The following is a 23,947-nucleotide window of genomic DNA, read 5'->3' as shown; positions in this document are numbered from 1 at the left end:
GTGCCGCACCGTCCTTCCATCATGCGACCGCGGGGAGCGCGCTGCACCCCCGGTCTCAGGGAGTCCGCGCGCCGAGCTGGTCCCGCAGCGCCGCGGGGTCGTGCACCGGGAGCCGGCACACGAAGTCCGCGCAGAGGTAGGCGCCCGGCCCGCGGTCGGCGAGCAGGGCGACGCCGTCGGCAGCGAGGGTCGCGGCGTCGTCGGGCGTCGCCGCGAGCAGCAGCGCGCCCGGGTGGTACCAGTCGCGCGCGGCGGCGAGGAACCCCTCGCGCCGGTCGGCGTCGGCGACGACCACGAGCTGGTGGGGCGGCTCCGCGAGCCCGACGGCGACGCGCAGCACCCCCGCCGCGCCGAGCGGGTGCTCGCTCGCCGCGGCGGACGCGGCGGCGTGCGCGAGGGCCGCGTCCCGGTACCGCGGCTCGCCCGTCGCGAGGTGGGCGAGCAGCGCGGCCCGGGCGGCCGCCGTCGTGCCCGACGGCACCGCGCCCTCCGACGGGTCGGCCACCGCACCGGCGGCCAACCCCAGGTCGGTGAGCACCGGGTCCGTGCCCTGCGGGGGCGTGAGGTCGCCGTCCGGGCCGACCGTCGCGTCGACGAGGCGCAGGCCCTCGCGCACGTACCTAGCCTCCCCGGTCAGGCCTCCGAGCACGAGGAGCGCCGCGGCGAGCGCGCCGTGGTCCTCCAGCGTCGCGACGGCGGCCGAGGCGACCCCGCCCTCCGACGCGCGCACGAGCGACCCGTCGGCCCGGACGTGGGTCGCGAGCAACCGGTCGGCGGCCGCCCGCGCGGCGTCTGTGAGGTCGGGCAGGGCCAGGTGGTGCCCGGCGCGGGCGAGCGCCTCGATCGCGAGCCCGTTCCACCCGGTGAGCACCTTCGTGTCCAGCGGCGGCGGCTCGTGGTGCGCACGCTCGCCCGGCGGGAGCAGGTAGTACCCGCCCTCGACGCGCTCGCCGTCCACGACGGACTCCGAGTCCTGCGCGCTCGCGAACGCGCCGTCGGCCAGGCGCAGCACGCGCAGGAGGAAGCGCCCGACGTCGCCCGCCACCTCGGCGGTGGCCTCGCCCGGGTCGGGCGTGCCGGGCGCCTCGGCGGGCGTGCGCAGCGGTCCGTCCAGGGGCCCGGTCCGGCGCAGCACGGCGAGCGTCGTCGCGGCCGAGAGCAGCTGCGCGTTGTCGTAGAGCATCCGCTCGTAGTGCGGCTCCGACCAGTCCGGCCGGGTCGCGTACCGGAAGAAGCCGCCGTCGACGTCGCGCAGCGGGCTCGCCGCCATCGCGTCGACCGTGCGTCCCGCCAGGACGAGCGCGCGCCGCGCGACCTCCGGGTCGACGACGGACGACGCCGCGACGTCGAGCAGGAGCTCGAGCGTCGGGGCGACGGGGAACTTGGGGGCGCCCCCGAAGCCGCCGTGCACGCGGTCCTCCGCCGCTTCCAGCCGCTCGACGACCCGGCGGGCGTGCTCGGCCAGGTCGGCCACCGGCCCGGCGTCCGCGCCGCCGGACGCCCCCGAGCCGTCGACCGCCGTCGCGGCCGCGCGCGGCACGCCCGTCCGGCGGCCCGCCGCCGCGTCGCGCAGCGCCGCGCGGATCGCCTCCCCCGTCTCGACCGCCTGGTCGCGCCGCTGCTCCCAGGCCTGCGCGACGGCGTCGAGCACGTCCCGGAACGCGGGTCGCCCGGCGACGGGGACGGGCGGCCAGTACGTGCCCGCATAGAAGGGAGCGCCGTCGGGCGTCGTGAACACCGTGAGCGGCCACCCCAGGTCCGGGGTGAACGCGCTCGCCGCGGCGAGGAGGCTCGCGTCGACGTCGGGGTGCTCCTCGCGGTCGACCTTCACCGCGACGAACCCGCGCGCCAGGAGCGCGCCGATGTCCGGGTCGGAGAAGCTCTCGCGCGCCATGACGTGGCACCAGTGGCACGTGGCGTACCCGACCGAGACCATGACCGGCACGTCCCGGCGGCGCGCCTCCGCGAACGCCTCGGTGCCCCACGGGTACCAGTCGACCGGGTTGCCGGCGTGCTGGCGCAGGTACGGGCTCACGGCGGCGGCGAGGCGGTTGACCATGACGTCCAGCCTCCCAGGTCGACGCGCCGCTCGCGGCCCGGGCCGTCGGAGTTGTCTGCTCCGTCCCGGAGCGGCGCGCTTGTAACGTTGCGCCCATGCCCGGCCCCGAGCAGCCCGCCCTCGCGGTGGCGACCGACCTCTCCGTCCGACCTGCCGCCGATCCGGACGCCGGGTCGGGCCCCGCGCCGCTGCCCCGCCGGCCCGTCCGCCAGGTGCCCGCGAGCGGTGACCGCAAGGGCCCGTTCACCCTCGCCGACGTGCTCGGGCACGGCGGGTTCGCGCACGTCTACCGCGCGACGGACGCCGACGGCGCGGAGGTCGCCGTGAAGGTGCTCACGGGTCTCCAGGAGGGTTCCCGCGAGCGCTTCGCGCAGGAGGCGAGGCTGCTGGAGGCCGTGGGCGGGCGCGGCTTCCCCGCGTTCGTGCGCTCGGGCCTGGACGACGACCAGCCGTGGTTCGCCATGGAGCTGGTCCCCGGCACCACGCTGCGCGAGCAGGTCCGCGCGTCGGGCCCGCTGGACGGACGGCAGGCGCTGCGGCTGGCGTCGCACGTCGCGGAGGCCCTGCTCGTGCTGCAGGAGCAGCACTGCGTGCACCGCGACCTGAAGCCCGCCAACATCATGGTCGACGGCGACCGGGCGGTCCTCATCGACCTCGGCATCGCCAAGCTGTTCGACACGGCGACGTCCACCCAGCCCGTCGGGACGCTCGCGTACATGGCGCCGGAGCTGTTCGCCCGCCGCGTGCACCCCCGCTCGGACGTGTACGCGCTCGGCCTGCTCCTGATCTTCGCCACCACGGGGGTCGTGCCGGCGGACCTCAACTTCCTCGGCCGCGACCTCGAGGCCGCCGACCTCGTGCGGGAGGTCCCGGACGACCTGGTCGGGGTGCCGGTCGGGACGGAGCCGGCCCCGTCCCCCGCCGAGCTGCCCGAGATCGACCCCCACCTGCAGGACCTGATCCTGTCGGCGACCCGCTACCAGCCGAACCACCGCCCCGCGCTCGAGAGCGTCGTCGCGGTGCTGCGGGCCCGGCTCGCCGGCCAGACCCCCGACGACACCCTGCTCCTCACGTCACGGATCGTGGCCGACGGCGCCACCGCGGCCGAGCGCGCGCTGGGCCCCGTCGCCGGGCTGGCCGCCGCCACCGGCGCACCCGTCCGGGCCGAGCGGGCGGCGGAGGTCACGCCGGTCGGCAGGGCGGCCGACGCGGCCCGCGTCCGGGAGCCATGGCACGCCCTGGTCTACGACGCGACGCTGATGAGCGTGCTGGCCGAGGTGCACGGCGACGGGTTCGACGGCGCGGCCGCCGAGGTGATCGCGGACCACGTCGCGAGCATCGGCGCGGACGTGGCCGACGGCCGGACCCCGGCGGAGCTCAAGGACTGGCTCTGGCAGGCGATGCGGTGGCAGGCCGCAGCACCGCCCGCGGGGCACGCCGACACCCTCCGCGGATGGCGCGAGTACCGTCGCCCGACGCACCCGATGCTCCCCGTGCCGGGCTCCGGCGCCGAGCCCGTGGCCCGGGCCGCGCGGTCGCGGACGGCCGGCCCCGTCCCGGTGCCGGAGTCCGGCTCCCCGGACCCGCGTCCCTGGCCGGTGCCCGTGCAGCGCGTCTCCACGCTGGGTCGCGGTCCGTCGGGGCGGCCCCGGCCGGAGCCGGTCCCGCCTGCGGTCGGACGGACCCGCGTCATGGACTCCCCCGACCTCGTCGCCACGCAGGTCGGCCGGCCGGTCCCGCCGTCGGTCCCGCCGCGCCGGAGTCCCGTCCGGCACCTCGGCCCGACGCCGTCGTCGCCCGCCGTGCGTCCGGAGTCCGTCCGGCCGCGGATCACCGGTGCGGCGGTCGCGATCGCCCCGGCCCCGCGCGCCGCCGGCACGTCCGCGGCCGCGGCCGCGCCACGCCAGGTGGCCCCGGCGTCCGCCGCGCGGTCCGCACGGCCCGTCCGACGTGCCGCGTCGTCGTCCTGGGACCGTTCTCGGGTCGGAGGCGCGCTCCTGCGGGCCCTTCCGCGCGTCCTCGCGGTCCTGGCGGTGCTGCGCACGCTGTGGCTCGTGCCCGACGGCGCGGCCCGCCAGAGCCAGCCGTTCGTCCCCCTGCCGCCACAGCTCCTGGAGACCCTGCGTGTCTCGGTCGACCTGGCCCCGCTCGTCGACGGTCCCGTGCTCGGCCTGGCCGCGCTCGCGGTGGCCGTGGTGCTGCGCGTCGCCGGGCAGCGCACGTGGACGTGGCCGTACGTCCTCGTCGCCTGCGCGTCAATCGCTGCCACGGTCGTGCTCGTGCTGCGAGGCTGACCGGGGTCCGGGCCGGGTCGAGCGGCGCGCGGCGCGGTCCCGAGGGCGCGGTCAGGCGTGCAGACGGCGCAGGAACGCGCGGGTCCGCTCGCGCTGCGGGTCGCCGAGCACCTGCTCGGGCGTGCCGCGCTCGTGGACGCGGCCCTCGTGGAGGAAGCAGACCTCGTCGGCGACGCGGCGCGCAAACCCCATCTCGTGCGTCGCGACGAGCATCGTGCGGCCCTCCGCGCGCAGCTCGGCGAGCAGGTCGAGCACCTCCCCCACGAGCTCGGGGTCGAGCGCGGACGTCACCTCGTCGAGCAGGAGCAGCTCGGGACCGTTGACGAGGGCGCGCGCGATCGCCGCGCGCTGCTGCTCGCCGCCCGAGAGCTGGTCGGGATAGGACGTCACCTTGTGCCCGAGCCCGACGCGGCCCAGCATCTCGACCGCCGCCGCCTCCGCCTCGTCGCGCGAGCGCCGGTGCACGAGCCGGGGTGCGAGGGTCACGTTGTCGAGCACCGTGAGGTGCGGGAAGAGGTTGTACGCCTGGAAGACCATGCCCATGCGCGCCCGCACGCGGTTCGCGTCGAGGCGCGGGTCGGCGACGTCCTCGCCGTCGAGCAGGATCTGGCCGTCGTCGACCTCGTCGAGCAGGTTGACGACGCGCAGCAGCGTCGACTTGCCCGATCCGGACGACCCGACGAGCACGACGCACCGGTGGGCGTCGACGTCGAGGTCGATGCCGTCGAGCACGACCCGTCGCCCGCCCGGGGCGCCCGCAGCCGGGTACGTCTTGCGCACGCCGCGCAGGGACAGCAGGTGACGCGCGTCCTGGGGGATCGCGCCAGACGTCGCAGACGCGCTCATCGGATGTCCCCCGCCCCGCTCACCGTCGCGAGCGACCGGCCCCAGCCGCGGCGCGCCTGGTACGCGTCGACCGCGCGCGTCAGCGGGAACGACACGAGGAAGAACAGGATCCCCGCGACGACGTAGGGCGTGAAGTTGTAGCTGCCCGTCGTCGCGATCTGCGCGGCACGGATCGCGTCGACGGCGCCGAGGACGGAGATGAGGCCCGAGTCCTTCTGCAGCGAGACGAGGTTGTTCGCGAGCGGCGCGGTGACGTTGCGCACCGCCTGCGGCAGCACGACGCGCCGCGTCGTCTGCGCGCGCGTGAGGCCGAGCGAGCGCGCCGCCGCGACCTGCGACGGGTGCACCGACTCGATGCCCGCGCGGAACACCTCCGCGAGGTACGCGGTGTACGTGAGGACGATCGCGAGCGCGCCGAGGAACGCGCCCGACGTCGGCAGCCACTCCAGCCGCAGCGCCGGCAGCCCGAACCCGACGAGCAGCAGCACGAGCAGGAGCGGCACGCCGCGGAACAGGTCGACGTACACCGTCGCGAACGCCCGCAGCGGGAACAGCGCCGGGATACGGCTCGTGCGCGCGACCGCGAGACCGAGCCCGAGCACCGTGCCGACGACGCCCGCGACGACCCACACGCGCAGGTTGAGCCACAGGCCCTCGAGGATCGCGGGCAGCGACTCCCACGCCATCGCCGGGTCGAAGAACGCGGTCCGCGCCCGCTCCCAGCCCGGCGCGTTGACGACGACGAGCACGACCGCCGCGACGACGAGCACCGTGCTCACGAGCGCGACCAGGAGCGAGCGCCGCCGCTGCGCACGCCGGAACGCCGCCCGGTCGAGCGCGAGCGGCGACGGCGACCACGCGGCGGCCGGGACGGCGTCGGGCGACCCGACGCGCCCGGGCGGGCGCGCGTCGTCGGGCACGGTCATGGCCGGGTCACTGGAGGACGGGGATGTCGTCCGACTTGAGCCACGTCGTGCGCAGCTCGGCGAGCGTGCCGTCCGCCTCCAGGTCGTCGACGGCCTGCGACACGCAGTCCGTGAGCTCCGAGCCGAGGTCCAGCACGAGGCCGTACTGCTCGACGACGCCCTCGTCGGGCAGGGTGCCGATGACGACGGAGTCCGGGAAGTACTCGGTCGAGGCGGCGACGCCCTGGTCGACGTCCATGACCATCGCGTCGATCGTGCCGGACTGCAGCGCCTGCATGCCGTCGCCCGCAGCGCTGTACGGCGAGATGTCGGCGTCCTCGCCCCACGCGGCCTCCGCGAGGGTGAGGCTGGTCTGGGCGGCGGTGACCCCGATGCGCGCGCCGTCGAGCTCGGCCAGCGTCCTCGCGCCCGCGTAGGGGCCGTCCTCCATGACGATGACGCCCTGGCGCGTCGTGAGGTACGGGCTCGAGAAGTCGACGGCCTGCTTGCGCTCGTCCGTGATCGACGTCTGGTACGCCGCCACGTCGAACGGCTTCACGGCCGGGCTGATGATCTGCTCGAACGTCACCGTCTCCCACACCACGTCGTCGGCCGCGTAGCCCAGGCGGTCCGCGACGGCGTAGATCAGGGCCGACTCGAAGCCCTCGCCCGAGTCCTGCTCCCCCACGTACCACGGGGAGTACGGCTCGCCCGCACCGACGGTCAGCACGCCGTCGGTGAGCGTCGGGAGCGCACCGGGCTCGCACTGCGCGTCTCCCGACGCGCTCTCGCTCGGGCTCGCGGCGTCGCCGTCGTCGTCGGCACCCGACGAACAGGCCGCCAGCGTGAGCGCGGCGACCGCCGTGACGGCGGTCAGGACGGCGGGACGGGGACGCAGACGGCGCATGGTGACCTTCCGGGTGTCGGGCGCCCGCGGGAGTGGTGGGCACCGGCCACTGACGATAACGCCGGGCCGTGGGCCGTGGCTTCCCCCGCCCGCGCCTCGGCCGGGTGGGGCGCGTCACAGCACGAGGACACCGCCCGCGCACGGGACAAAGCGAGAGGCCCTCGGTCAGCAGTTCTGCTGACCGAGGGCCTCTCAGGAGTAGCGGGGGCAGGATTTGAACCTGCGACCTCTGGGTTATGAGCCCAGCGAGCTACCGAGCTGCTCCACCCCGCGTCGGTGATCACTACTCTACGTGAGGTTCCGGACCAGGCCAAATCGGGTGGACGAGACGTGGGTCACGCCAGGACCTCGACCCCGAAGGCGAACTCCCGGACGGCCCCCGGCTCGAGCCGCACGTCGGCGGCGCAGTCGGGACGGTTGAACGCGTCGGTCAGCGTCTCCACCGGCTCGACCGCGATCGCCGCGCGGCCGCGCCGCGCCAGACCGTCGCCCGTGTAGACGTGCACGAGGCCGCGCTCCTGCCAGACGGCGAGCCCCTGCCCGGTGGCGGGGTCGCGCACGACCGTGCGCGCGCGGCCGTCCGCGTCGACCCGGAGGTCGGCGAACGCGTGGTCGAGGCGCACGCCCGCGAGCGGAAGCGGGCCGACGCCGTCGATCGCCCCGAACGCGGCCTCGCCCGCGAGCGGGAACATCCCGGCGTCGGTGACGACGGCGCGACGAGCGGGCACGGTGAGCTCCAGCGCGTCGACCGTGCCGTGCCCGGGGACCCGGAGGTAGGGGTGCCAGCCGAGCGAGACGGGGGCCGCCGTCGTCCCGACGTTGCGGGCGCGCAGCGTGACGTCGAGGGAGCCGGCGCCGAGGACGTACCGGACCTCCAGGACGAGCGCGAACGGGTAGCCGGCGTGCGCGTCGGGGTGCACGACCGTCCGGAGCGTCACGGACTCGCGCTCCGCCCCGCCGACGGCCACCGCGTCGCACGCGGCGACCCCGCCCTCCCCCGCGCCGTCGACGACCCCCCAGTCGAGCGTGCGCGCGAACCCGTGCATGGTGAGCGGCTCCCAGGGGAGCACCGGGGGCACGTGGTGCCGGACGCCGTCGAACACGTACTCGCCGCCCGCGAGGCGGTTGACGAACGGCGCCATGAGCGCCGACCGCGCGGCGTCGTGCGCGGCGACCTCCCCCTCGTCGGCGTACCCGTCGACGAGGTCCTCGACGCGCTCGACGCCGTCGGCGCCGCGCCAGGGGGCGCGCCACGCGAGGACGGCCGCGCCGCGCAGCGCGACCACGAGCTCGGCGCCGGACGTGTGATGCAGCCGCACCGCCGGCACGGTCGTGGTGTCGTCGCCCGCCGCGCTGAAAGCGTTGCTGCAAACCGTTGCAGAAGTCACGAGGAGCGATCCTCCCGCCCGGGGCGGGAAATGACAACTCCGTCCCGGGCGGCCGCGGACGACGGACGGGCGGGGACACCCGCTGGTGTCCCCGCCCGTCCGTGGCGCTGCGTCGCTCGTGCGACCGGTGCGTCAGCCCGCCGACGACTCGGTGTCGAGCGCCTGCTCGGCCGCGAGGGCCGACTCGAGCGCCTGCTGCAGGCGGTCCTGCGCCTCGCCGTAGGCCGCGAAGTCGCCCTCGGCGAGTGCCGCCTGGCCGTCCTCGATGGCCTGCTGCGCCTGGCGCAGCGCCTGGTCGAGCTCGGCGCGCGCGCCGCCGTCGACCGTGCCGCCGTCGGCCGGCGGGGCCGGCTCCTCGGTGGCCGGCGGCTCGGTGCCGGGGTCGGTCGTGCCCGGGTCGGTCGTGCCCGCGTCCGGCGACTCGCCGTCGGCCGGCTGGTCCGGGACCTCGGTCTCGACGCCGCCGTCCGCGTCACCGGCGTTCGCGCCCGAGTCGCCGCCGAACACCTGGTCCAGCGCCTCGTCGAGCGTGTCGGCGAAGCCGATCTCGTCACCGAAGGAGACGAGCACCTTGCGCAGCAGCGGGAACCGCGTGCCCTCGGTCGACTGCACGTACACCGGCTGGACGTAGAGCAGGCCGCCACCGACCGGCAGCGTCAGCAGGTTGCCGTTGATGACCGTCGAGTCACCGCGGCGCAGCGCCAGCAGGCCGTCGGCCGCCGTCGGGTCGGTGTTGAAGTTGTTCTGCACCTGACCTGGTCCGGGCACCGTCGCGTTGCGCGGCAGCTCGAGGAGCCGCAGCGTGCCGTAGTCCTCCGACCGCACGCCCGCCTCGCTGCCCGGTTCCGCGTCCACAGCGAGGAAGCCGGTGAGGATGTTGCGGTCCGAGCCACCTCCCGGGATGTACGTCGACATGAGCGAGAAGGTCGGCGCCTCCTGGCTCGGCATCTGCAGCGTGAGGTAGTACGGCGGCTGGAGCGGCTTGACGTTCCCGCTCGCCGTCGGGTCCTCGGGGCTGCGCCAGAAGTCCTGGCCCGAGAAGAACTCGTTCGCGTCGTCCACGTGGTAGCTCGCGAGGAGCGTGCGCTGCACCTTGAACAGGTCCTCGGGGTAGCGCAGGTGGCTCATGAGGTCGCCCGAGATCTCGGACAGCGGCTGCACGGAGCTCGGGAAGACGTTCGACCACGCCTGGAGGACCGGGTCCTCCGTGTCCCACGCGTACAGGTCGACGGAGCCGTCGTACGCGTCGACCGTCGCCTTGACCGAGTTGCGGATGTAGTTCACCTGCTGCGGGGCGAGCGCCTCGACCGAGTTCGCCGCGACGAGCGAGTCGCGCGTCGAGTCCTCGAGCGACTCCGACGTGGAGTACGGGTAGGCGTTCGACGTGGTGTAGCCGTCCACGATCCACTTCACGCGGCCGTCGACGACCGCCGGGTACACGCGCCCGTCGAGCGTGAGGTACGGCGCGACCTTCGCGACGCGGTCGCGCGGGCTGCGGTCGTAGAGGATCTGCGACTCGTCCGTCACGCGGTCGGAGAACAGGATCTGCTCGGACCCGAACTTCAGGGCGTAGAGCACCTTGTTGACGAACGACCCGACGCTCGGGCCGGCCGCCACCTCGTCGGTGGGGAAGGTGTTGTTGACCTGGCCGCCCGCGTCGTCCACGGGGTAGTCGAGCTCCCACGGCTCACGACCCTCGGGCGCGCCGACGATCGAGTACTCGGGCGCCTCGGGCGAGAAGTAGATGCGCGGCTCGTAGCCGCCCGCGTCCGTGAAGGCACCCGTCGACGGGATCGAGCCCTCGTAGAACGCCGGGCGGCCGTCGGGGCCGATCTGGTTGCCGTACGCCGCTACGACGCCGAAGCCGTGCGTGTAGACCGTGTGGTCGTTGACCCAGTTGCGCTGGTCGGCGCCGAGGCCGTCCTGGTTGAGCTCGCGCACGGCGATGACCGTGTCGCGGCTCTCGTCGTCGATCGTGTAGCGGTCCACCGACAGCGAGCTCGAGAACTGGTAGTACTGCTTGTTCTGCTGGAGCTGGCTGAACGACGGGCTGACGATCTCCGGGTCCAGGAGGCGGATCGACGCCGTCGTGTCCGCGTCCTCGCGCAGCGCGCCGGCCTCGGCCTCGGTCTTGGCGTTGTACTGCTCGGTCTCGACATTGTCGATGCCGTAGGCGGCCTTCGTCGCGTCGATGTTGCGCTGGATGTACTCCTCCTCGAAGTCCTGCGCGTTCGGCGTGACCTGGAAGCGCTGGACGACGGCCGGGTAGATCCCGCCGATCGCGATGGCCGAGACCACCATGAGGCCCACGCCGATGGCGGGCAGGCGCCAGTTGCCGCGCACCGCGGTCACCACGAACAGGGCCGCGACGAAGAGCGCGACGACCGTGAGGATCGCCTTGGACGGGATCACCGCGTGCACGTCCGCGTACGACGCGCCGTCGAACTTCGCGCCGCCCGACGTGAGGATCGAGTACCGGTCGAGCCAGTAGTTCGCGCCGATGAGGACGAGCAGCAGCGCCGCGATCACCGAGAGCTGGACGCGCGCGGCGGTCGTCGTGCGGGGGCCCGCGTCGGAGCCGCCGCCGATCCGCAGGCCGCCGTAGAGGTAGTGCGTCGCGACCGCGGCGATGCCCGCGATGATGACGACCGCCATGAGGAAGCTCACGACGAACCGGAGGGCGGGCAGCGTGAAGACGTAGAAGGACAGGTCGATGCCCCACTGCGGGTCCGTCGTGCCGAACGGGACCGAGTTCAGCGCGAGGAGGACCGTCTGCCACTGCGAGGACGCCGCCGCGCCGGCGAAGAAGCCGACGAGCGCCGGGGCCACGATCATGACGACCTTGCGCAGCGGCTCGATCGCCTCGCGGTACTGGTCGAGGGTCGCCTGCTCGGGGTGGACGGCGCGTAGATGGGCCGCGACCGGTACGCGAGCGAGAACGACAGGAAGACGAGCCCGCCCATGACGAGGAAGCCCGCGACGAACAGCGCGATGCGCGTGCCCCACTGGGTCCACAGGACGTTCGCGAAGTCGAGCTGCTGGAACCACAGCACCTCGGTCCAGAACTGGGCGAGCAGGAGCAGGAGGACGACGAGGGCGCCGACGACGGCGATCGCGATCCCGATCGGGCTCCGGCGCCGGGCGGGCCGCCCCCCGGAGGACGGCCGGCGGGGCGCTGCGGCGAATGACACGGTGGGTATACCTCTTCGGTCGTGGCTCGGGCGTGCACCGGGGTCAACGCCCGGTCCTCCCCCAAGGTTCCCACGGTCCGGCGCCTCGTGGGGGACGGCCGGCACCCGGCCCACGGCGGTGCGGGGCGGTGCGGGGCGGCGCCGATGAGGGACGATGGGGTCATGCCCCAGCCTGACGACGCCGCCCCCGGTCCCGACGCCACCACCCCCGTGCCCGGACCCGACGCCGGTCCCGACCCGGTCGCGCCCGGCGGCCCCACCCCGCAGCACGCGCTCGCGCTCGCGGTGCACGAGATCGAGTCGCACGCGGCCGACGCGGGCTGGGACGTCCCGCCCCGGCTCTTCGCGCTCGTCGGGACGGCGGGCGCCCTCGGCGCCGACCCGACGCTCGCCGACCGGCTCCCGCCCGACGTCGTGGCCGCGGCCGAGGCGGACCCGCACCACCTGCTGTCGATCGAGCAGGAGGGCTTCGCCGTGGACGGCGACCTCGAGGAGGGGCTCGCCCGCGTCGCGTGGCCGGCGACGGTCGACGGCGCCGCGCTCGTCGTCGAGCGGATCGTGCTGCCGCCGGCCGCCGAGGAGGGCGTCCCCCACGACCCGGACGCCGCGCTCGACTACCTCACGAACCACCCTGACCGGCAGGACGTGCGCCTCGCCGTCGGCGTGCTGCGCGACGGCCCCACGTGGTGCGCCGTCCGCTCGCGCGCCCACGACTCGGCGACGGACGTCGCGGGCGGACCGGACCTCGTGCCGGGGCTGGTCGAGGCGCTGCGCGCGACGCTCGAGGACTGACGGCCCGCGGCGTCGTCAGCCGCGCGCCTCGCACGTGGGCAGCGAGTCGCCCTCGCCCGCGCCGATCGCCTCCATCGCCGCGCGCGCGTCGGCGAGCGTGGAGACCGCCGCCACGTGCAGGCCGTCGGGCACGTTCCCCACGACCTCGGGGCAGTTGGCCTGCGGGGCGAGGAACCACGTCGCGCCGTCGCGCAGCGCGCCGTAGAGCTTCTGCTGGATGCCGCCGATCGGCCCCACGTCGCCCTCGACGCTCATGGTGCCCGTGCCCGCGATGACGACGCCGTTCGCCTCGTCCTCGGGCGTGAGCTGGTCGACGATCCCCAGCGCGAACATCGTGCCCGCGCTCGGGCCGCCGATGTCCTCGATCTGGATCTCGACGTCGACCGGGAAGTCGAACGCGGGGTCGATGAACACGCCGAGCAGCGCGGTGTCGCCGCCGTCGGTCGTCGCGACCGTGAGGTCCGTCTCCGCGCCGTCGCGCTGCACGCGCAGCGTCACGTCGTCGCCCGGGTCGACCGCCGCCAGACCGTCGATGAGGTCCTGGTACGTCCGCACGGGCGTGCCGTCGAGCGCGACGATGACGTCCCCCGGCTCGACGACGCCGTCGGACCCGCTGTCCGGCACCGTCCCCTCGACCGTGAGCGTGGCGGGCACGTCGTACCCCAGCTCGGTGAGCGCGGCGACCGTCGCGTTCTCCTGCGAGCTGATCATCTCGGCCTGGCCCTGCTGCTCGGTCTCCTCCTTGGTGCGGCCCGTCGGGAAGACCTCCTCGACGGGGCGCACGCTGCGCGACCGGTCGAACCAGCCCTGCACCACCTGGCCGAGGTTCACCGGGTAGCCCGGGCCGCCGGCGACGGACACGGTCGTCAGGAGCAGCTCGCCCGTCGAGTCGTACGTCTCGGCGCCCGTGATCGAGATGAGGGGCGTGCCGTCCTGCTGGCCGAGCGTGTCCTCCGTCGGGCCCGGCGACCGCACCGCGTACGGCGCGGGAAGGATCGCGAGGCCCGCGACGAGCAGCGTCGTCGCGAGCAGGGAGATGCCGAACGTCAACGACCGCCGGGTCACGGGCGGCGGGTCGTGCTCGTCCTCGGTGAGGAGGGCGTCGAAGGAGGGGGCGTCGCTCACCGGGACATCATCCCCGAGGTTGCTGGGATCTCCCTGCCGACGGCGTGGACGCCGCCCGGGAGCCGCCCCTACGGGCGGCGCGAGCGGGCCTGCCGCCAGACGGCGGCCGTGCCCAGGACCGCGACGGCCGCCCCGGCCGCGCCGAGCGCCGCGGCGTCCCGGCCTCCGAACCGGCGACCCCCGACGCCCGTGCGGCCGCGCACCTCGGCCAGGAGCACCTCGAGCGCCGCGGCGCCCGACCACTCCGGGCGCCACCCGGCGTCGTGCAGGCGCCGCGCCGAGACCGACCACGGGTGCACGACGAACGCGAGGTCGTTCGCCGGGGACGGGAGCGCGCCGACCCGGTGCAGCCGCTCGGCGGCGCCGAACGCCGTCGCGGGCGGGAGCTGCACCGTGCGCATCCCGGCCGCCGCGGCCACCGTCTCCGAGTCGAGCGCGTCGGGCTCGCCGTCGCGCACCGGCCCGGCCGTCAGACCGCCGACGAGACCCTGGTCCAGCGCGACGCGCACCGCGCCCACCACGTCGTCGACGTGCACGAGCTGCCACGTGCGGCCGCCGCCACGCACCGTGAGCAGGCGCGGGGCCTCGAAGTGCCGCGTGAGCACGGTGTCCACGCCCGGCCCGACGACGACCGCCGGCCGCACGAGCGCGAGCGGCACGCCGTCGAGCGCGTCGCGCAGCGCGTCCTCGAACGCGACGAGGTCGCCCGCGAAGCCGGGCCCGTCGTCGGCGGCCACGGGGTCGTCGTCGTCGATGACGCCCCGCTCGGGCGACGCGCCGTGCACCGCGGCCGACGACACGGCGACGACGTGCTCGATCCCAGCCGCGACCGCCGCCTCCCCCGCACGCCGGCCCAGGAGCGCGAGGCGCGCGCGCTGCTCCGCGTCCGTCCGGGCGCGCGGCGTCCCGAACTCCCCCGCGGGCGCGACCACGACGAGACGGCGCGCCCCGGCGGGCCAGACGAGCGCGTCCACGGGCGACGCCTCGGCGGCGCCCAGGCCCGCGCGCACCGCGTCCGCGACCTGCCCGACGCCGACGACCACCACCGGGTCGGGGTCGGCGACCTCGTCCGCGGGCATGGTCACCGCGCTCGCCGTGGGGTCCTCCCCCGGACCGGCCGGGGGCTCGCCCGCCGCGGGGAGCGCCTCGCTGCGCCGTGAGCGAACCCGGCCCTCGGACATGGCCCAGCCCCCGTTCTCGGCGCTCGATCGTGGTTACGGTGATCACCGACGCTACCGTGAGGAGTCGCCATGAGCAGCCTTCCCCCGACCGCACGCCCGGACCGGACGACGACACGCCCTTCGACCCGCGGTTCGAGGAGCTGCTCCGCTCGATGCTCGGGCCCGACGCCGACGAGGCGCTGCGCGAGCTGCGCGCCCGCGGGCTCGACCCGCAGGCGCTCGCCGCGGGCGGCGCGGCCGACCCGCAGCTCTTCCAGCACGTCCTCGCGCAGGTGCAGCGCATGCTCTCGACGCCGAGCGACGGCCCGGTCAACACCGACGTCTCGCACGACGTCGCGCGCCAGGTCGCCGTCGCCGAGGGCGACCCGTCGATCTCGCCGGCGCAGCAGCGCGCGGTCACCGAGGCGCTGTCCGTCGCCGAGCTCTGGCTCGACGCGGTCACCGACCTGCCGCCGTCGGGCGGGAAGAGCCAGGCGTGGAGCCGGTCCGAGTGGGTCGAGCACACGCTCCCCGCGTGGAACGAGCTCGTCGCCCCGGTCGCCGCGTCCGTCGCGGACGCGCTCGCCACGGTCCTGCGCGACCAGCTCCCCGAGGGCATGGGGGACGACACCTCCGCCCTGCCCGGCGTCGGGTTCACCCTGCCCGGCCTGCCGGCCGGCGCGCTCGGGCTGCCCGCGGGCGACCCGGCCGCGCTGATGCGGCGCCTCGGCTCCGCGGTGTTCGGCATGCAGGTGGGCCAGGCCGCCGGGACGCTCTCGCGCGAGGTCTTCGGCGCGACCGACGTCGGGCTGCCGCTGCTGGACCGCCCTGCGACGGTCCTCCTGCCGACGAACGTCGCGGCGTTCGCCGAGGGCCTCGACGCCCCCGCCGAGGAGGTCCGCCTCTTCCTCGCCCTGCGCGAGGCCGCCCATGCGCGCCTGTTCACGCACGTGTCGTGGCTGCGCGGGCACCTGCGCGGGCTCGTCGACGCCTACGCGCGCGGCATCACCATCGACCTCTCGGCGCTCGAGTCGCAGCTCGCCGACGTCGACCTCGCGGACACCGACGCGCTCCAGCGCGCGCTGTCAGGCGGCGTCTTCGGCCTGCAGAACACGCCCGAGCAGCAGGCGACCCTGCTGCGCCTCGAGACGACGCTCGCGCTCGTCGAGGGCTGGGTGGACGAGGTGACCGCCGTCGCCGCGCTCCCCCACCTGCCCCACGCGGTCCCGCTGCGGGAGATGCTGCGCCGTCGTCGGGCGGCGGGCGGTCCCGCGGAGCACACGTTCGCGACGCTCGTCGGCCTCGAGCTGCGCCCGCGGCGCTCGCGCGACGCGGCTGCCCTGTGGGCGCTCATCGCGGCGCAGTCCGGCGCGGGTGCGCGCGACGCGGTGTGGGACCACCCCGACCTGCTCCCCGACGGGACCGACCTCGACGACCCGTCCGGCTACGAGGGCCGGCGCGCCGCGACCCGCGCGGAGGAGGCCGACGTCGACCGCGCGCTCGAGGAGATCTTCCGCGCCGCGGAGGGGTCACCCACCACCGAGTCGGCGCAGGCGACGGCCGACGGCTCGGACGACGACGCCCCGGTCGCCGACGGGTCCGCGGACGACCCGGACGCAGCCGGACCGACGGACGACGGCGGGACGGGCGACGCGACCGGCCAGGGCGGCGCGCCGCGCTGACCTGACCGGACGTCAGTCCTCGGCGTCCGCGGACGGTGCCGCGGTTTCCGCGGCGCCGCCCCTCGGCTCGACGTCCGCGTCGTCCGGCTCGAGGTCCGCGTCGTCGGGCTCGAGGTCCGCGTCGCGCGAGAACGACACGCCCTCCAGGAACCCTCGCGCCCGTTCCGTGCGCGGGTAGGCCTCGAGCAGCTTCCAGAACCCCGGGCCGTGGCCGGCGTGGAGCAGGTGCGCGAGCTCGTGCAGGAGCACGTAGTCGAGCACCCAGGACGGCATCCCCCGGACGCGCGTCGAGATGCGGATCGTGCCGTCGATGAGCGTGCACGAGCCCCATCGGCGGTCCTGGTTGCCCGCCCACCGCACGCTCGTGGGACGGGCGCGGCCGTCCAGGTACTTGTCGGACAGCTCGACGGCGCGGCGCGCCAGCTCGGCGTCCGACGGCCGACGCCGCCGCTCGGAGTCGGCGAGGCGGTCGAGCATCCGCTGGACCCACTCGCGCTCCTGCGCGCGCGTGAACCGCGCCGGGATCGCGACGATCGTGCGCTCGCCGTCGCGGTAGGCGCTCACCGTGCTCTTGCGTCGGCGGCTGCGCCGAACCTCCACGATCGTCTCCCGGACCACGCCTCAGACCGTAGTGGTTCTCGCCACGAAATGGCAGGGGCACGCCCGGAGTGGCGCGCTCTCCCGCGACGTTCGGTCGAGCGGACGACGTGGAGACCTGTGGCGACGGCAAAGAAATCCTCCCCGCGGGACCATCGCGAGGAGCCTGTGGACAACCGTCGGCGCGCCCCCGGGCCGTGCCAGGCTGACGGCGGGCGCCCGGCCGGGCGCCCGGACGACGACGGACGGAGGAGCCGTGCAGCGACGACGCGTGCTGCGACCGGAGGCGCCGCTCCTGCGGCGGGGCCCCGGCGAGGTGCAGGTCGGCTCCGACCCCCGGTGGTCGGTGCGGCTCACCGGGCTCGACGCCGACGAGGAGCGCTGGCTGCGGGCGCTCGCCGGGCCCGCGCGGCGCGGCGACACGCCCGACCTCCCGGGCTCCCCGGCGCAGCGCACGCGCCGCGCCGCGCTCGTCCGCCTGCTCGACGAGGCGCACCTCCTCGTGGCGGCGCGTCGGCGCCGGCCTGCGTCGCCCGCCCCGGGGCACGGCGCGGCGGACCTCGCGGTGCTGTCGGCCCTGCTGCCCGACGGCGCGGGACACCGCGTCCTCGCGGCGCGCGCCCGGGCGACGGTCGGGGTCGTCGGGCTCGGCCGGGTGGGTGCCGCGCTCGCCGTCCACCTCGCGACGGCGGGGGTGGGCCTGCTCGTGCTCGACGACCCGGGCACGGTGCTCGCGACAGACGTCGGAGGCGCGGCGTACCGGCTGCGGGACGTCGGGTCGCCGCGCGAGGGCGCGGTGCGACGGATCGTCGAGGAGGTCGCTCCGGGCGTCGTGACGGCCTCGACCCCGGTCACGCCGGAGGAGGCACGGGCACCCGCGCCCGACGTCGTCGTCGTGGTCGAGCACGGAGCCGCGGACCCGGTCCGGGTCCGGAGGTTGGTGGGTGCAGGGGTCGCGCACCTGTCGGTCGTGGTGCGCGAGGCCGACGTCGTGGTCGGGCCGTTCGTCCGGCCGGGGCTCGACCCGTGCCTGACGTGCGCGGACCTGCACCGCGCGGACGTGGACCCCTGCTGGCCGCAGGTCGCGCGACAGCTGCGCGAGGCGTCGGTGCACCGGGGCGAGGAGACGCTCCTCGCGGCGTCGGCGGCGGCCGTCGCGCTCGGTCAGGTCCTGGCAGCCCTGGACGGGCTTGTGCCCCGCGCAGCCACGGCCGGCATCGAGATTCCTGCTCCCGATGCCGTGCCGCGGCTGCGCGGGTCGAGCCGCCACCCGCGCTGCGGGTGCGGCGAGCTGGCGCGCACGCCCCCGGACGGGGCGCCGCTGCCCATGTCAGGCCGCCGTCGAGGCGCCGACTGACGCCTCGGTCCGCGCGGCCTCGTGGGCCTGGCGCTCGGCCTCGCGGGCGAGCACCTCGGCCTTGCTCGGACGGCCGCGGCCGCGCTTGCGCGCGACCACGACGCCGTCCACGAAGACCTCGCCGCCCCAGACGCCCCAGGGCTCGCGGCGCTCGACCGCACCGGCGAGGCAGCCCTCGACGAGCGGGCAGGTGCGGCACAGGGCCTTGGCCTCCTCGACCTCGGCGGTGCGCTCGGCGAACCAGAGCTCCGGGTCGTTGGTGCGGCAGGGCAGCAGGCCCGCGAGCAGGCGGTCGAACTCCGCGGAGTCGTTCTCGCCGAGCGGCGTGGCCAGCGGTTGGTGGGGGACCCAGGGGCCGGATCCCCCCTGAGCGGTGATGTTGTCGAGCAGCGCGGTGAGCCGCACGATGTCCTCCAGTGATGTCCTGTCGTGGGTGTGAACGTCGTCGTCACAGGACCCTGAGGACAGCGGCCCCGTCTCGTGGAGACGGGTGGTGCCGGTGATCCTCATCGGCGGACGTGCTCGGAGAACACGAAGGCCGCGGGTCCTAGAGGGACTCCGCGGCCTGGAAGGGTCCGGTCGGTCAGACCGGGTTCGTCCTGGGGGCGGAGTCGGGAGCGGGGCGGGCGATGAAGGTGCCGCCGCGGTGCGCGATGGCACGCGGACGGAGCTCTCCTGGCGTGCCCGTGTACACGGACGCGTGATCCAGCAGGTTCGCCATGGCGATCTGGTTGTTCATCAGCTCTCCCACCCCCTCTCTCCATCAGGCGCCCGCCTCTCGGCGCGCCCCTTCCCAACAGGACTCGTCGACCATATGCCGCCCTTCGCAGGAGGCACAACTTATTTACGGGAATTTCTTCGACGAGTTCATCCGGCCCTCGTCGAGGGCCGGGCAGAGCGCCTCGTCAGCCCTCCGCACGGCGCACGATCTCGAGGATCGTGGCCCCGTACCGCTCGATCTTCGCGGGCCCCAGACCGTTGATGCGCGCCAGCCCGGCCGGGCTCGTGGGGCGCGTCTCGGCGATGGCGGCGAGCGCCGAGTCCACGAGCACGGTGAACGCCGGCTTGTCCGTCTCCTGCGCGACCTGGCGACGCCACTCGCGCAGCTCCTCGAACAGCGCCTGGTCGTACTCCCCCGTGAGCCGGACCTTCGCCTGCCCGGCGCGAGCACGCCGCGGCCCGCGCGCGCCGGGCTCGTCGGGCCAGAGCCCGTCGAGGAAGCGCGTGCGCCGGCGCGTCGCCCGGCCGCCCGGGTTGCGCGAGCGCGCGAACGAGAGCTCGAGGTGCTCGCGCGCCCGCGTGATGCCGACGTAGAGCAGCCGGCGCTCCTCCGCGACCGCCTCGTCCGTCTCGGCGAGGGAGATCGGCATGAGCCCCTCGCTCATCCCCGCGAGGAAGACGGCGTCCCACTCGAGCCCCTTGGCCGCGTGCAGCGACGCCAGGGTGACGCCCTCGACCGTCGGGGCGTGCTGCGCGGCGGCGCGCTCGTCGAGCTCGGCGACGAAGGCCGCGACGGTCGGGGCCGGGGCGTCGGACGCGGCGGCGAGCCCCGCGACGTCGTCGGCCAGCGCGACGAGCGCCTGCGTGGACTCCCAGCGCTCGCGCGCCGCGCCGCGCGCGGCAGGCGGCGCCGGGGCCCAGCCCGCGGCGGCCAGGACGTCGCGCACCGTCTCGGGCATGGGGACGTCCGGGTCGGCGGAGCGCGCCGCGCCGCGCAGGAGGACGATCGCGTCGCGCACCTCCTTGCGCTGGAAGAAGCGCTCCCCTCCCCGTACCAGGTAGCCGATGCCCGCGTCGGCGAGCGCCGACTCGAAGGCCTCGGACTGCGCGTTGGTCCGGTAGAGCACGGCGATCTCGCTCGCGCGCGTGCCCGCGGCGAGGAGCCGCCCGATGCGCTGCGCGATCCCGCTCGCCTCGGCCTCGTCGTCGTCGTACGCGGTGAAGGCGACGGGCGGCCCGGCCGGCCGCTGGGCGACGAGCTCGAGCGCCTGGTGGGCGCCGCCCGCGCGGCCCGCGCGCGCGAGGAGCTGGTTCGCGAGGTTCACCACCTGCGGCGTCGAGCGGTAGTCGCGCACCAGGCGGATCACCTGGGCCTTGGGGTGCGTGCGCGAGAACGTGAGGAGGTGGTGCGGCGTCGCGCCGGTGAACGAGTAGATCGTCTGCGACGGGTCCCCGACGACGCACAGCTCGTCGCGCCCCCCGAGCCACTGGTCGAGCACGAACTGCTGCAGGGGCGACACGTCCTGGTACTCGTCGACGACGAAGTGGCGGTACTGGCGCCGCACCTCGTCGGCCACCGTGCCCTGCGTCGCGAGCATGTCGCCGAGCATGAGGAGCACGTCCTCGAAGTCGATGACCGACCGCTCGGTCTTCACGTCCTCGTAGGCCGTGAGGAGGCGCGCGACGGTCTGGTGGTCGTAGCCGGCGGGGGGCTCGCGGTCGATCGCCTCGCACGCCCGGACGTAGTCGTCGGCGGTGACGAGCGAGACCTTGGCCCACTCGATCTCGGACGACAGGTCCCGCACCGCGACCCGGTCCACCCCGACGCCGAGCCGCCGCGCCGACTCCGCGACGACGGGCGCCTTGTGCTCGAGGATGCGCGGCGGCGCCCCGCCGACGACCTTGGGCCAGAAGTAGCCGAGCTGGCGCAGCGCGGCCGCGTGGAACGTGCGCGCCTGGACGCCCGTCGCGCCGAGCTCGCGCAGCCGCGTGCGCATCTCGCCCGCCGCGCGCGCCGTGAACGTCACGGCGAGCACGCTCGTCGGCACGTACACGCCCGTGCGGACCCCGTACGCGATGCGGTGCGTGATCGCGCGCGTCTTGCCCGTCCCCGCGCCGGCGAGCACGCACACGGGCCCGCGCAGCGCGACCGCGACGTCGCGCTGGTCGGGGTCGAGCGCGTCGAGGATCTCGTCGGCGGAGCGGTGGGCGAGCGGGCGTGAGACCGGTGGCGTGGACATCACCCGCGATTCTCGCAGCCCCCGGTGACACGCGGGCGGGGAACAGCCCGCGCTCCCCCGGTGTTACCGTCACGACCCGACCGCCCGCGGCACGCGCCGCCCGGAACCGCAGCAGGAGAGCCCTCGATGAGCACCGCCCCGACCCTTCCCGACGCCGGCTCGATCGTCATGTACTCGACGACCTGGTGCGGGTACTGCCGCCGCCTCAAGACGCAGCTCGACTCCGAGGGCATCGGCTACACCGAGGTCAACGTCGAGGAGACGCCCGGCACCGCCGAGTTCGTGGAGTCCGTCAACGACGGCAACCGCACCGTGCCGACCGTCGTCTTCCCGGACGGCTCCGCCGCGACGAACCCGTCCCTCGCGGAGGTCAAGAAGCGCCTCGCCGCCTGACGCGGCCGCAGGAGGGCCCGGTCCGGACGTCCGGACCGGGCCCTTCCGCGTCCCCGAGCACGGACGGCCCGACGGCGGTGCGCCGCGCCGCCCCTCGCCGCCCGCCGCTCTGGGCCACCTGGGCCACCCTCAGTCGTCGGCGAGGCGCGCGCCGAACCAGTCCTCGACGAGCGCCCGCGCGATCGACGACCGGCCCGGCAGCAGCACCTCGCCCGACCGGACGGCGTCGGCCAGCTCGGCCCGCGTGAACCAGCGCGCGTCGGTGAGCTCGACGCCGTCCACGTGCAGCTCGGTCGTCAGCGCGCGCGCCGAGAACCCGAGCATGAGCGAGGCGGGGAACGGCCAGGGCTGGCTCCCCCGGTAGGCCACGTCGCCGACGACGACGCCCGCCTCCTCCGCGACCTCCCGCCGCACCGCGTTCTCGAGCGACTCCCCGGGCTCGACGTAGCCCGCGAGGGTCGAGAACCGCCGCTCCGGCCAGTGCGCCGCGTGCCCCAGGAGCAGGCGCTCGTCGGCCCCCTCGCCGTGCACGACCGTCATGATGACCGCCGGGTCCGTGCGCGGGTACAGCTCGACGCCCTGGGCCACGCAGCGGCGCGTCCAGCCGCCCTTCTCGACGGTCGTCCGACCGCCGCAGCGCGGGCACCGCGGGTGGTTCGCGTGCCACGCCGCGAGCGCGACCGCCTCCGTCGCGAGCCCCGCGACGGGCGCCCCGACCTCGCCGACCAGGTCGCGCAGCCCCGACCACGTCCGCTCGCGCGCGAGCACGGCGAACGGCTCGGCGGCGTCCACACCCTCGATGTCGACCTCCTCGGCGTCGGCGTCGTCGGGCAGCACGAGCGCGAGGTACGCCGTGCCGTCGCCCTCGCCGAGGAAGAGCCAGCGGCCCTGGTCGTCGTCGGTCGCCGGGTCGACGTCGCGCAGCTCGGCCGGGTCCAGGAGGGCGACGCCGTCCGCCGCGCCCGGGCCGCCGAGCGCGAGCCGGCCGCGGTGGACCAGCAGGACGCGCGTCGTCGGCTGCGACCGCAGCGTGCGCACGAGGTCCGGCTCCGCGCGGCGGTGCTCCGCGCGGTCGACGAACGCGCCGTCGAGCGGCAGCGGGAGGCGGTCCAGCGGGGTGCGCGGCAGGGCGCCCGGCCCGGGGCCCGTGTCGGTCGGGGTGCCGGGCGGCGCAGTCGTGGGTCGGTCCGGGGCCGCGGCGGGGTCGCTCGTGCCCGACGACGGCCGGGCGGCAGGGGTGCTCACCCCCGACCGTAGGCCACCCCCGGCCGAGCCACCCGCCTGCGCGCGGCGCCGCGGGGCGGGGTGCGGCGTCGGACGGCGTGGGTCGACCGGGCGCGTGCGGGGACCGACTACCGTGGTCGCGTGCCTCGCTCTCCGTTGACCCTCGCCGCGCTCGCGACCGCCGCCGTGCCCGGCCTGGACGCCCGCAGCGCGCGGCCCGTCGAGGACCCGGGCGACTACGACACCGCCGTCGTCACCGACGCCGACGGCGCCCGCTGGACCGTGCGCGCACCCCGCAGCCTCCAGGCCGGCGCCGCGCTCGAGGCCGAGGCGGAGCTGCTGGGCTCGTTGCAGCACTACGCCGAGTCGGGGGTGCTGTCGTTCGCCGTGCCGCGCGTCAGCGGCACCGCGCTCCTGCCCGAGGGCGGGCGGGCCGTCGTGCACCCCGCGCTCGAGGGTGAGCCGCTCGACGTCGACAGCCTGCGGCCCGGACCGGGCCTCGCGGCCGACCTGGGCCGCGTGCTCGCGTCGGTCCACGAGCTGCCGCGCGCGATCGTCGACGACGCCGGCCTGCCGGGCTACGAGGTCGAGGAGTACCGCGCGCGCCGCATGGCGGAGCTCGACGAGGCCGCGGCCACGGGCAAGGTGCCGCCGACGCTCCTGCGCCGCTGGGAGACCGCGCTCGAGGACGTCTCGCTGTGGCGGTTCCAGCCGGTCGTCGTGCACGGCGACCTGGGACCGGAGCAGGTGCTCGTCGCCCGCGGACGCGTCGTCGCCGTGACGGACTGGGCGAGCGCGCGCGTCGCGGACCCCGCCGACGACCTCGCGTGGCTGCTCGTCTCGGCACCGCCCGAGGCCGTCGACTCGATCATGGAGGCGTACCAGCTGCGCCGCACCGAGCTCACCGACAAGCACCTGCTGGACCGTGCGCTCCTCGTCGGCGAGCTCGCGCTCGCGCGCTGGCTCCTGCACGGCGTGCGCAACGGGCTCGACGACGTGGTCGCCGACGCCCTCGACATGCTGGCCGACCTCGACGAGGCGACGCAGGACGCCGACGACTGAGGCGT

At 75.8% G+C, this 23,947-nt stretch carries 18 protein-coding genes, 1 tRNA gene and 1 pseudogene; 6 read left to right on the top strand and 14 right to left on the bottom strand.

What is annotated here, in order from left to right:
- Window positions 1–55: 55 nt before the first annotated feature.
- The gene (locus tag BJP59_RS03975) at window positions 56–2,059 is read right to left on the bottom strand and encodes a thioredoxin domain-containing protein (RefSeq protein ID WP_194522244.1); all 2,004 of its coding nucleotides are present in this window, start codon (window positions 2,057–2,059) and stop codon (window positions 56–58) included.
- Between the two features lie 95 nt (window positions 2,060–2,154).
- Here BJP59_RS03975 and BJP59_RS03970 point away from each other — a divergent pair, with 95 nt between their 5' ends.
- Window positions 2,155–4,353: a serine/threonine-protein kinase gene (locus tag BJP59_RS03970; RefSeq protein WP_194522243.1), complete on the top strand. Its 2,199-nt coding sequence runs from the start codon at window positions 2,155–2,157 to the stop codon at window positions 4,351–4,353.
- A 51-nt stretch (window positions 4,354–4,404) separates the two neighbouring features.
- Here BJP59_RS03970 and BJP59_RS03965 read toward each other — a convergent pair whose 3' ends face one another.
- The 6 genes and pseudogenes from BJP59_RS03965 to BJP59_RS03940 form a co-directional block, all read right to left on the bottom strand.
- Window positions 4,405–5,199, bottom strand: coding sequence for an amino acid ABC transporter ATP-binding protein (locus BJP59_RS03965; RefSeq protein ID WP_076405161.1), 795 nt, complete (start codon window positions 5,197–5,199; stop codon window positions 4,405–4,407).
- Window positions 5,196–6,125, bottom strand: coding sequence for an amino acid ABC transporter permease (locus tag BJP59_RS03960; protein ID WP_051876628.1), 930 nt, complete (start codon window positions 6,123–6,125; stop codon window positions 5,196–5,198). Before BJP59_RS03960 ends, BJP59_RS03965 begins: the two co-directional genes overlap by 4 nt.
- A 7-nt stretch (window positions 6,126–6,132) precedes the next feature.
- Window positions 6,133–7,011: an ABC transporter substrate-binding protein gene (locus tag BJP59_RS03955; RefSeq protein ID WP_194522242.1), complete on the bottom strand. Its 879-nt coding sequence runs from the start codon at window positions 7,009–7,011 to the stop codon at window positions 6,133–6,135.
- A 199-nt stretch (window positions 7,012–7,210) separates the two neighbouring features.
- Window positions 7,211–7,284, bottom strand: a tRNA-Met gene (locus BJP59_RS03950).
- Between the two features lie 62 nt (window positions 7,285–7,346).
- A complete protein-coding gene (locus BJP59_RS03945) occupies window positions 7,347–8,399 on the bottom strand; it encodes an aldose 1-epimerase (protein ID WP_194522241.1) in 1,053 nt (350 codons plus the stop codon).
- A 132-nt stretch (window positions 8,400–8,531) separates the two neighbouring features.
- Window positions 8,532–11,590 (bottom strand): annotated as a pseudogene (locus tag BJP59_RS03940) (UPF0182 family membrane protein).
- Between the two features lie 162 nt (window positions 11,591–11,752).
- On the opposite strand from BJP59_RS03940, the gene BJP59_RS03935 reads away from it, so the two are divergent.
- Complete coding sequence (locus BJP59_RS03935) at window positions 11,753–12,382, top strand: PPA1309 family protein (protein ID WP_228485260.1); 630 nt, start codon at window positions 11,753–11,755, stop codon at window positions 12,380–12,382.
- A 15-nt stretch (window positions 12,383–12,397) separates the two neighbouring features.
- Here BJP59_RS03935 and BJP59_RS03930 read toward each other — a convergent pair whose 3' ends face one another.
- Window positions 12,398–13,507, bottom strand: a complete 1,110-nt coding sequence (locus tag BJP59_RS03930) for a YlbL family protein (protein WP_194522240.1) — start codon at window positions 13,505–13,507, stop codon at window positions 12,398–12,400.
- A gap of 68 nt (window positions 13,508–13,575) precedes the next feature.
- A complete protein-coding gene (locus tag BJP59_RS03925) occupies window positions 13,576–14,586 on the bottom strand; it encodes an NAD-dependent epimerase/dehydratase family protein (protein WP_228485398.1) in 1,011 nt (336 codons plus the stop codon).
- A gap of 254 nt (window positions 14,587–14,840) precedes the next feature.
- Between BJP59_RS03925 and BJP59_RS03920 the strand changes: the two genes are divergently transcribed.
- A complete protein-coding gene (locus tag BJP59_RS03920) occupies window positions 14,841–16,349 on the top strand; it encodes a zinc-dependent metalloprotease (protein WP_194522920.1) in 1,509 nt (502 codons plus the stop codon).
- Window positions 16,350–16,361: 12 nt separating this feature from the next.
- Here BJP59_RS03920 and BJP59_RS03915 read toward each other — a convergent pair whose 3' ends face one another.
- Window positions 16,362–16,967 carry a YgjP-like metallopeptidase domain-containing protein gene (locus BJP59_RS03915; protein ID WP_228485259.1) on the bottom strand — a complete coding sequence of 202 codons (606 nt, stop codon included), beginning with the start codon at window positions 16,965–16,967 and terminating at the stop codon, window positions 16,362–16,364.
- Between the two features lie 235 nt (window positions 16,968–17,202).
- On the opposite strand from BJP59_RS03915, the gene BJP59_RS03910 reads away from it, so the two are divergent.
- A complete protein-coding gene (locus BJP59_RS03910; RefSeq protein WP_194522238.1) occupies window positions 17,203–18,303 on the top strand; it encodes a ThiF family adenylyltransferase in 1,101 nt (366 codons plus the stop codon).
- On the opposite strand, the gene BJP59_RS03905 is transcribed toward BJP59_RS03910, so the two are convergent.
- The 3 genes from BJP59_RS03905 to BJP59_RS03895 form a co-directional block, all read right to left on the bottom strand.
- Window positions 18,277–18,708 carry a WhiB family transcriptional regulator gene (locus tag BJP59_RS03905; protein WP_082774246.1) on the bottom strand — a complete coding sequence of 144 codons (432 nt, stop codon included), beginning with the start codon at window positions 18,706–18,708 and terminating at the stop codon, window positions 18,277–18,279. The genes BJP59_RS03910 and BJP59_RS03905 overlap by 27 nt on opposite strands.
- Before the next feature lie 178 nt (window positions 18,709–18,886).
- Window positions 18,887–19,042, bottom strand: coding sequence for a hypothetical protein (locus tag BJP59_RS03900; RefSeq protein WP_157464294.1), 156 nt, complete (start codon window positions 19,040–19,042; stop codon window positions 18,887–18,889).
- Between the two features lie 166 nt (window positions 19,043–19,208).
- Complete coding sequence (locus BJP59_RS03895; protein ID WP_194522237.1) at window positions 19,209–21,263, bottom strand: ATP-dependent helicase; 2,055 nt, start codon at window positions 21,261–21,263, stop codon at window positions 19,209–19,211.
- 126 nt (window positions 21,264–21,389) lie between these two features.
- Between BJP59_RS03895 and BJP59_RS03890 the strand changes: the two genes are divergently transcribed.
- Window positions 21,390–21,656, top strand: a complete 267-nt coding sequence (locus BJP59_RS03890) for a mycoredoxin (protein ID WP_194522236.1) — start codon at window positions 21,390–21,392, stop codon at window positions 21,654–21,656.
- 129 nt (window positions 21,657–21,785) lie between these two features.
- Here the strand turns inward: BJP59_RS03890 and nudC are convergent, their stop codons facing one another.
- A complete protein-coding gene (nudC, locus tag BJP59_RS03885; RefSeq protein ID WP_228485258.1) occupies window positions 21,786–22,901 on the bottom strand; it encodes an NAD(+) diphosphatase in 1,116 nt (371 codons plus the stop codon).
- Between the two features lie 120 nt (window positions 22,902–23,021).
- Here nudC and BJP59_RS03880 point away from each other — a divergent pair, with 120 nt between their 5' ends.
- Window positions 23,022–23,942 carry a phosphotransferase gene (locus BJP59_RS03880; protein WP_076405353.1) on the top strand — a complete coding sequence of 307 codons (921 nt, stop codon included), beginning with the start codon at window positions 23,022–23,024 and terminating at the stop codon, window positions 23,940–23,942.
- Window positions 23,943–23,947 lie beyond the last annotated feature (5 nt).

The sequence above is a fragment of the Cellulosimicrobium sp. JZ28 genome (assembly GCF_015327065.1).
Classification (GTDB): Bacteria; Actinomycetota; Actinomycetes; order Actinomycetales; family Cellulomonadaceae; genus Cellulosimicrobium; species Cellulosimicrobium funkei.
The sequence above is the reverse complement of the archived record's forward strand: the minus strand, read 5'-3'. Positions and strand labels throughout refer to the sequence as shown.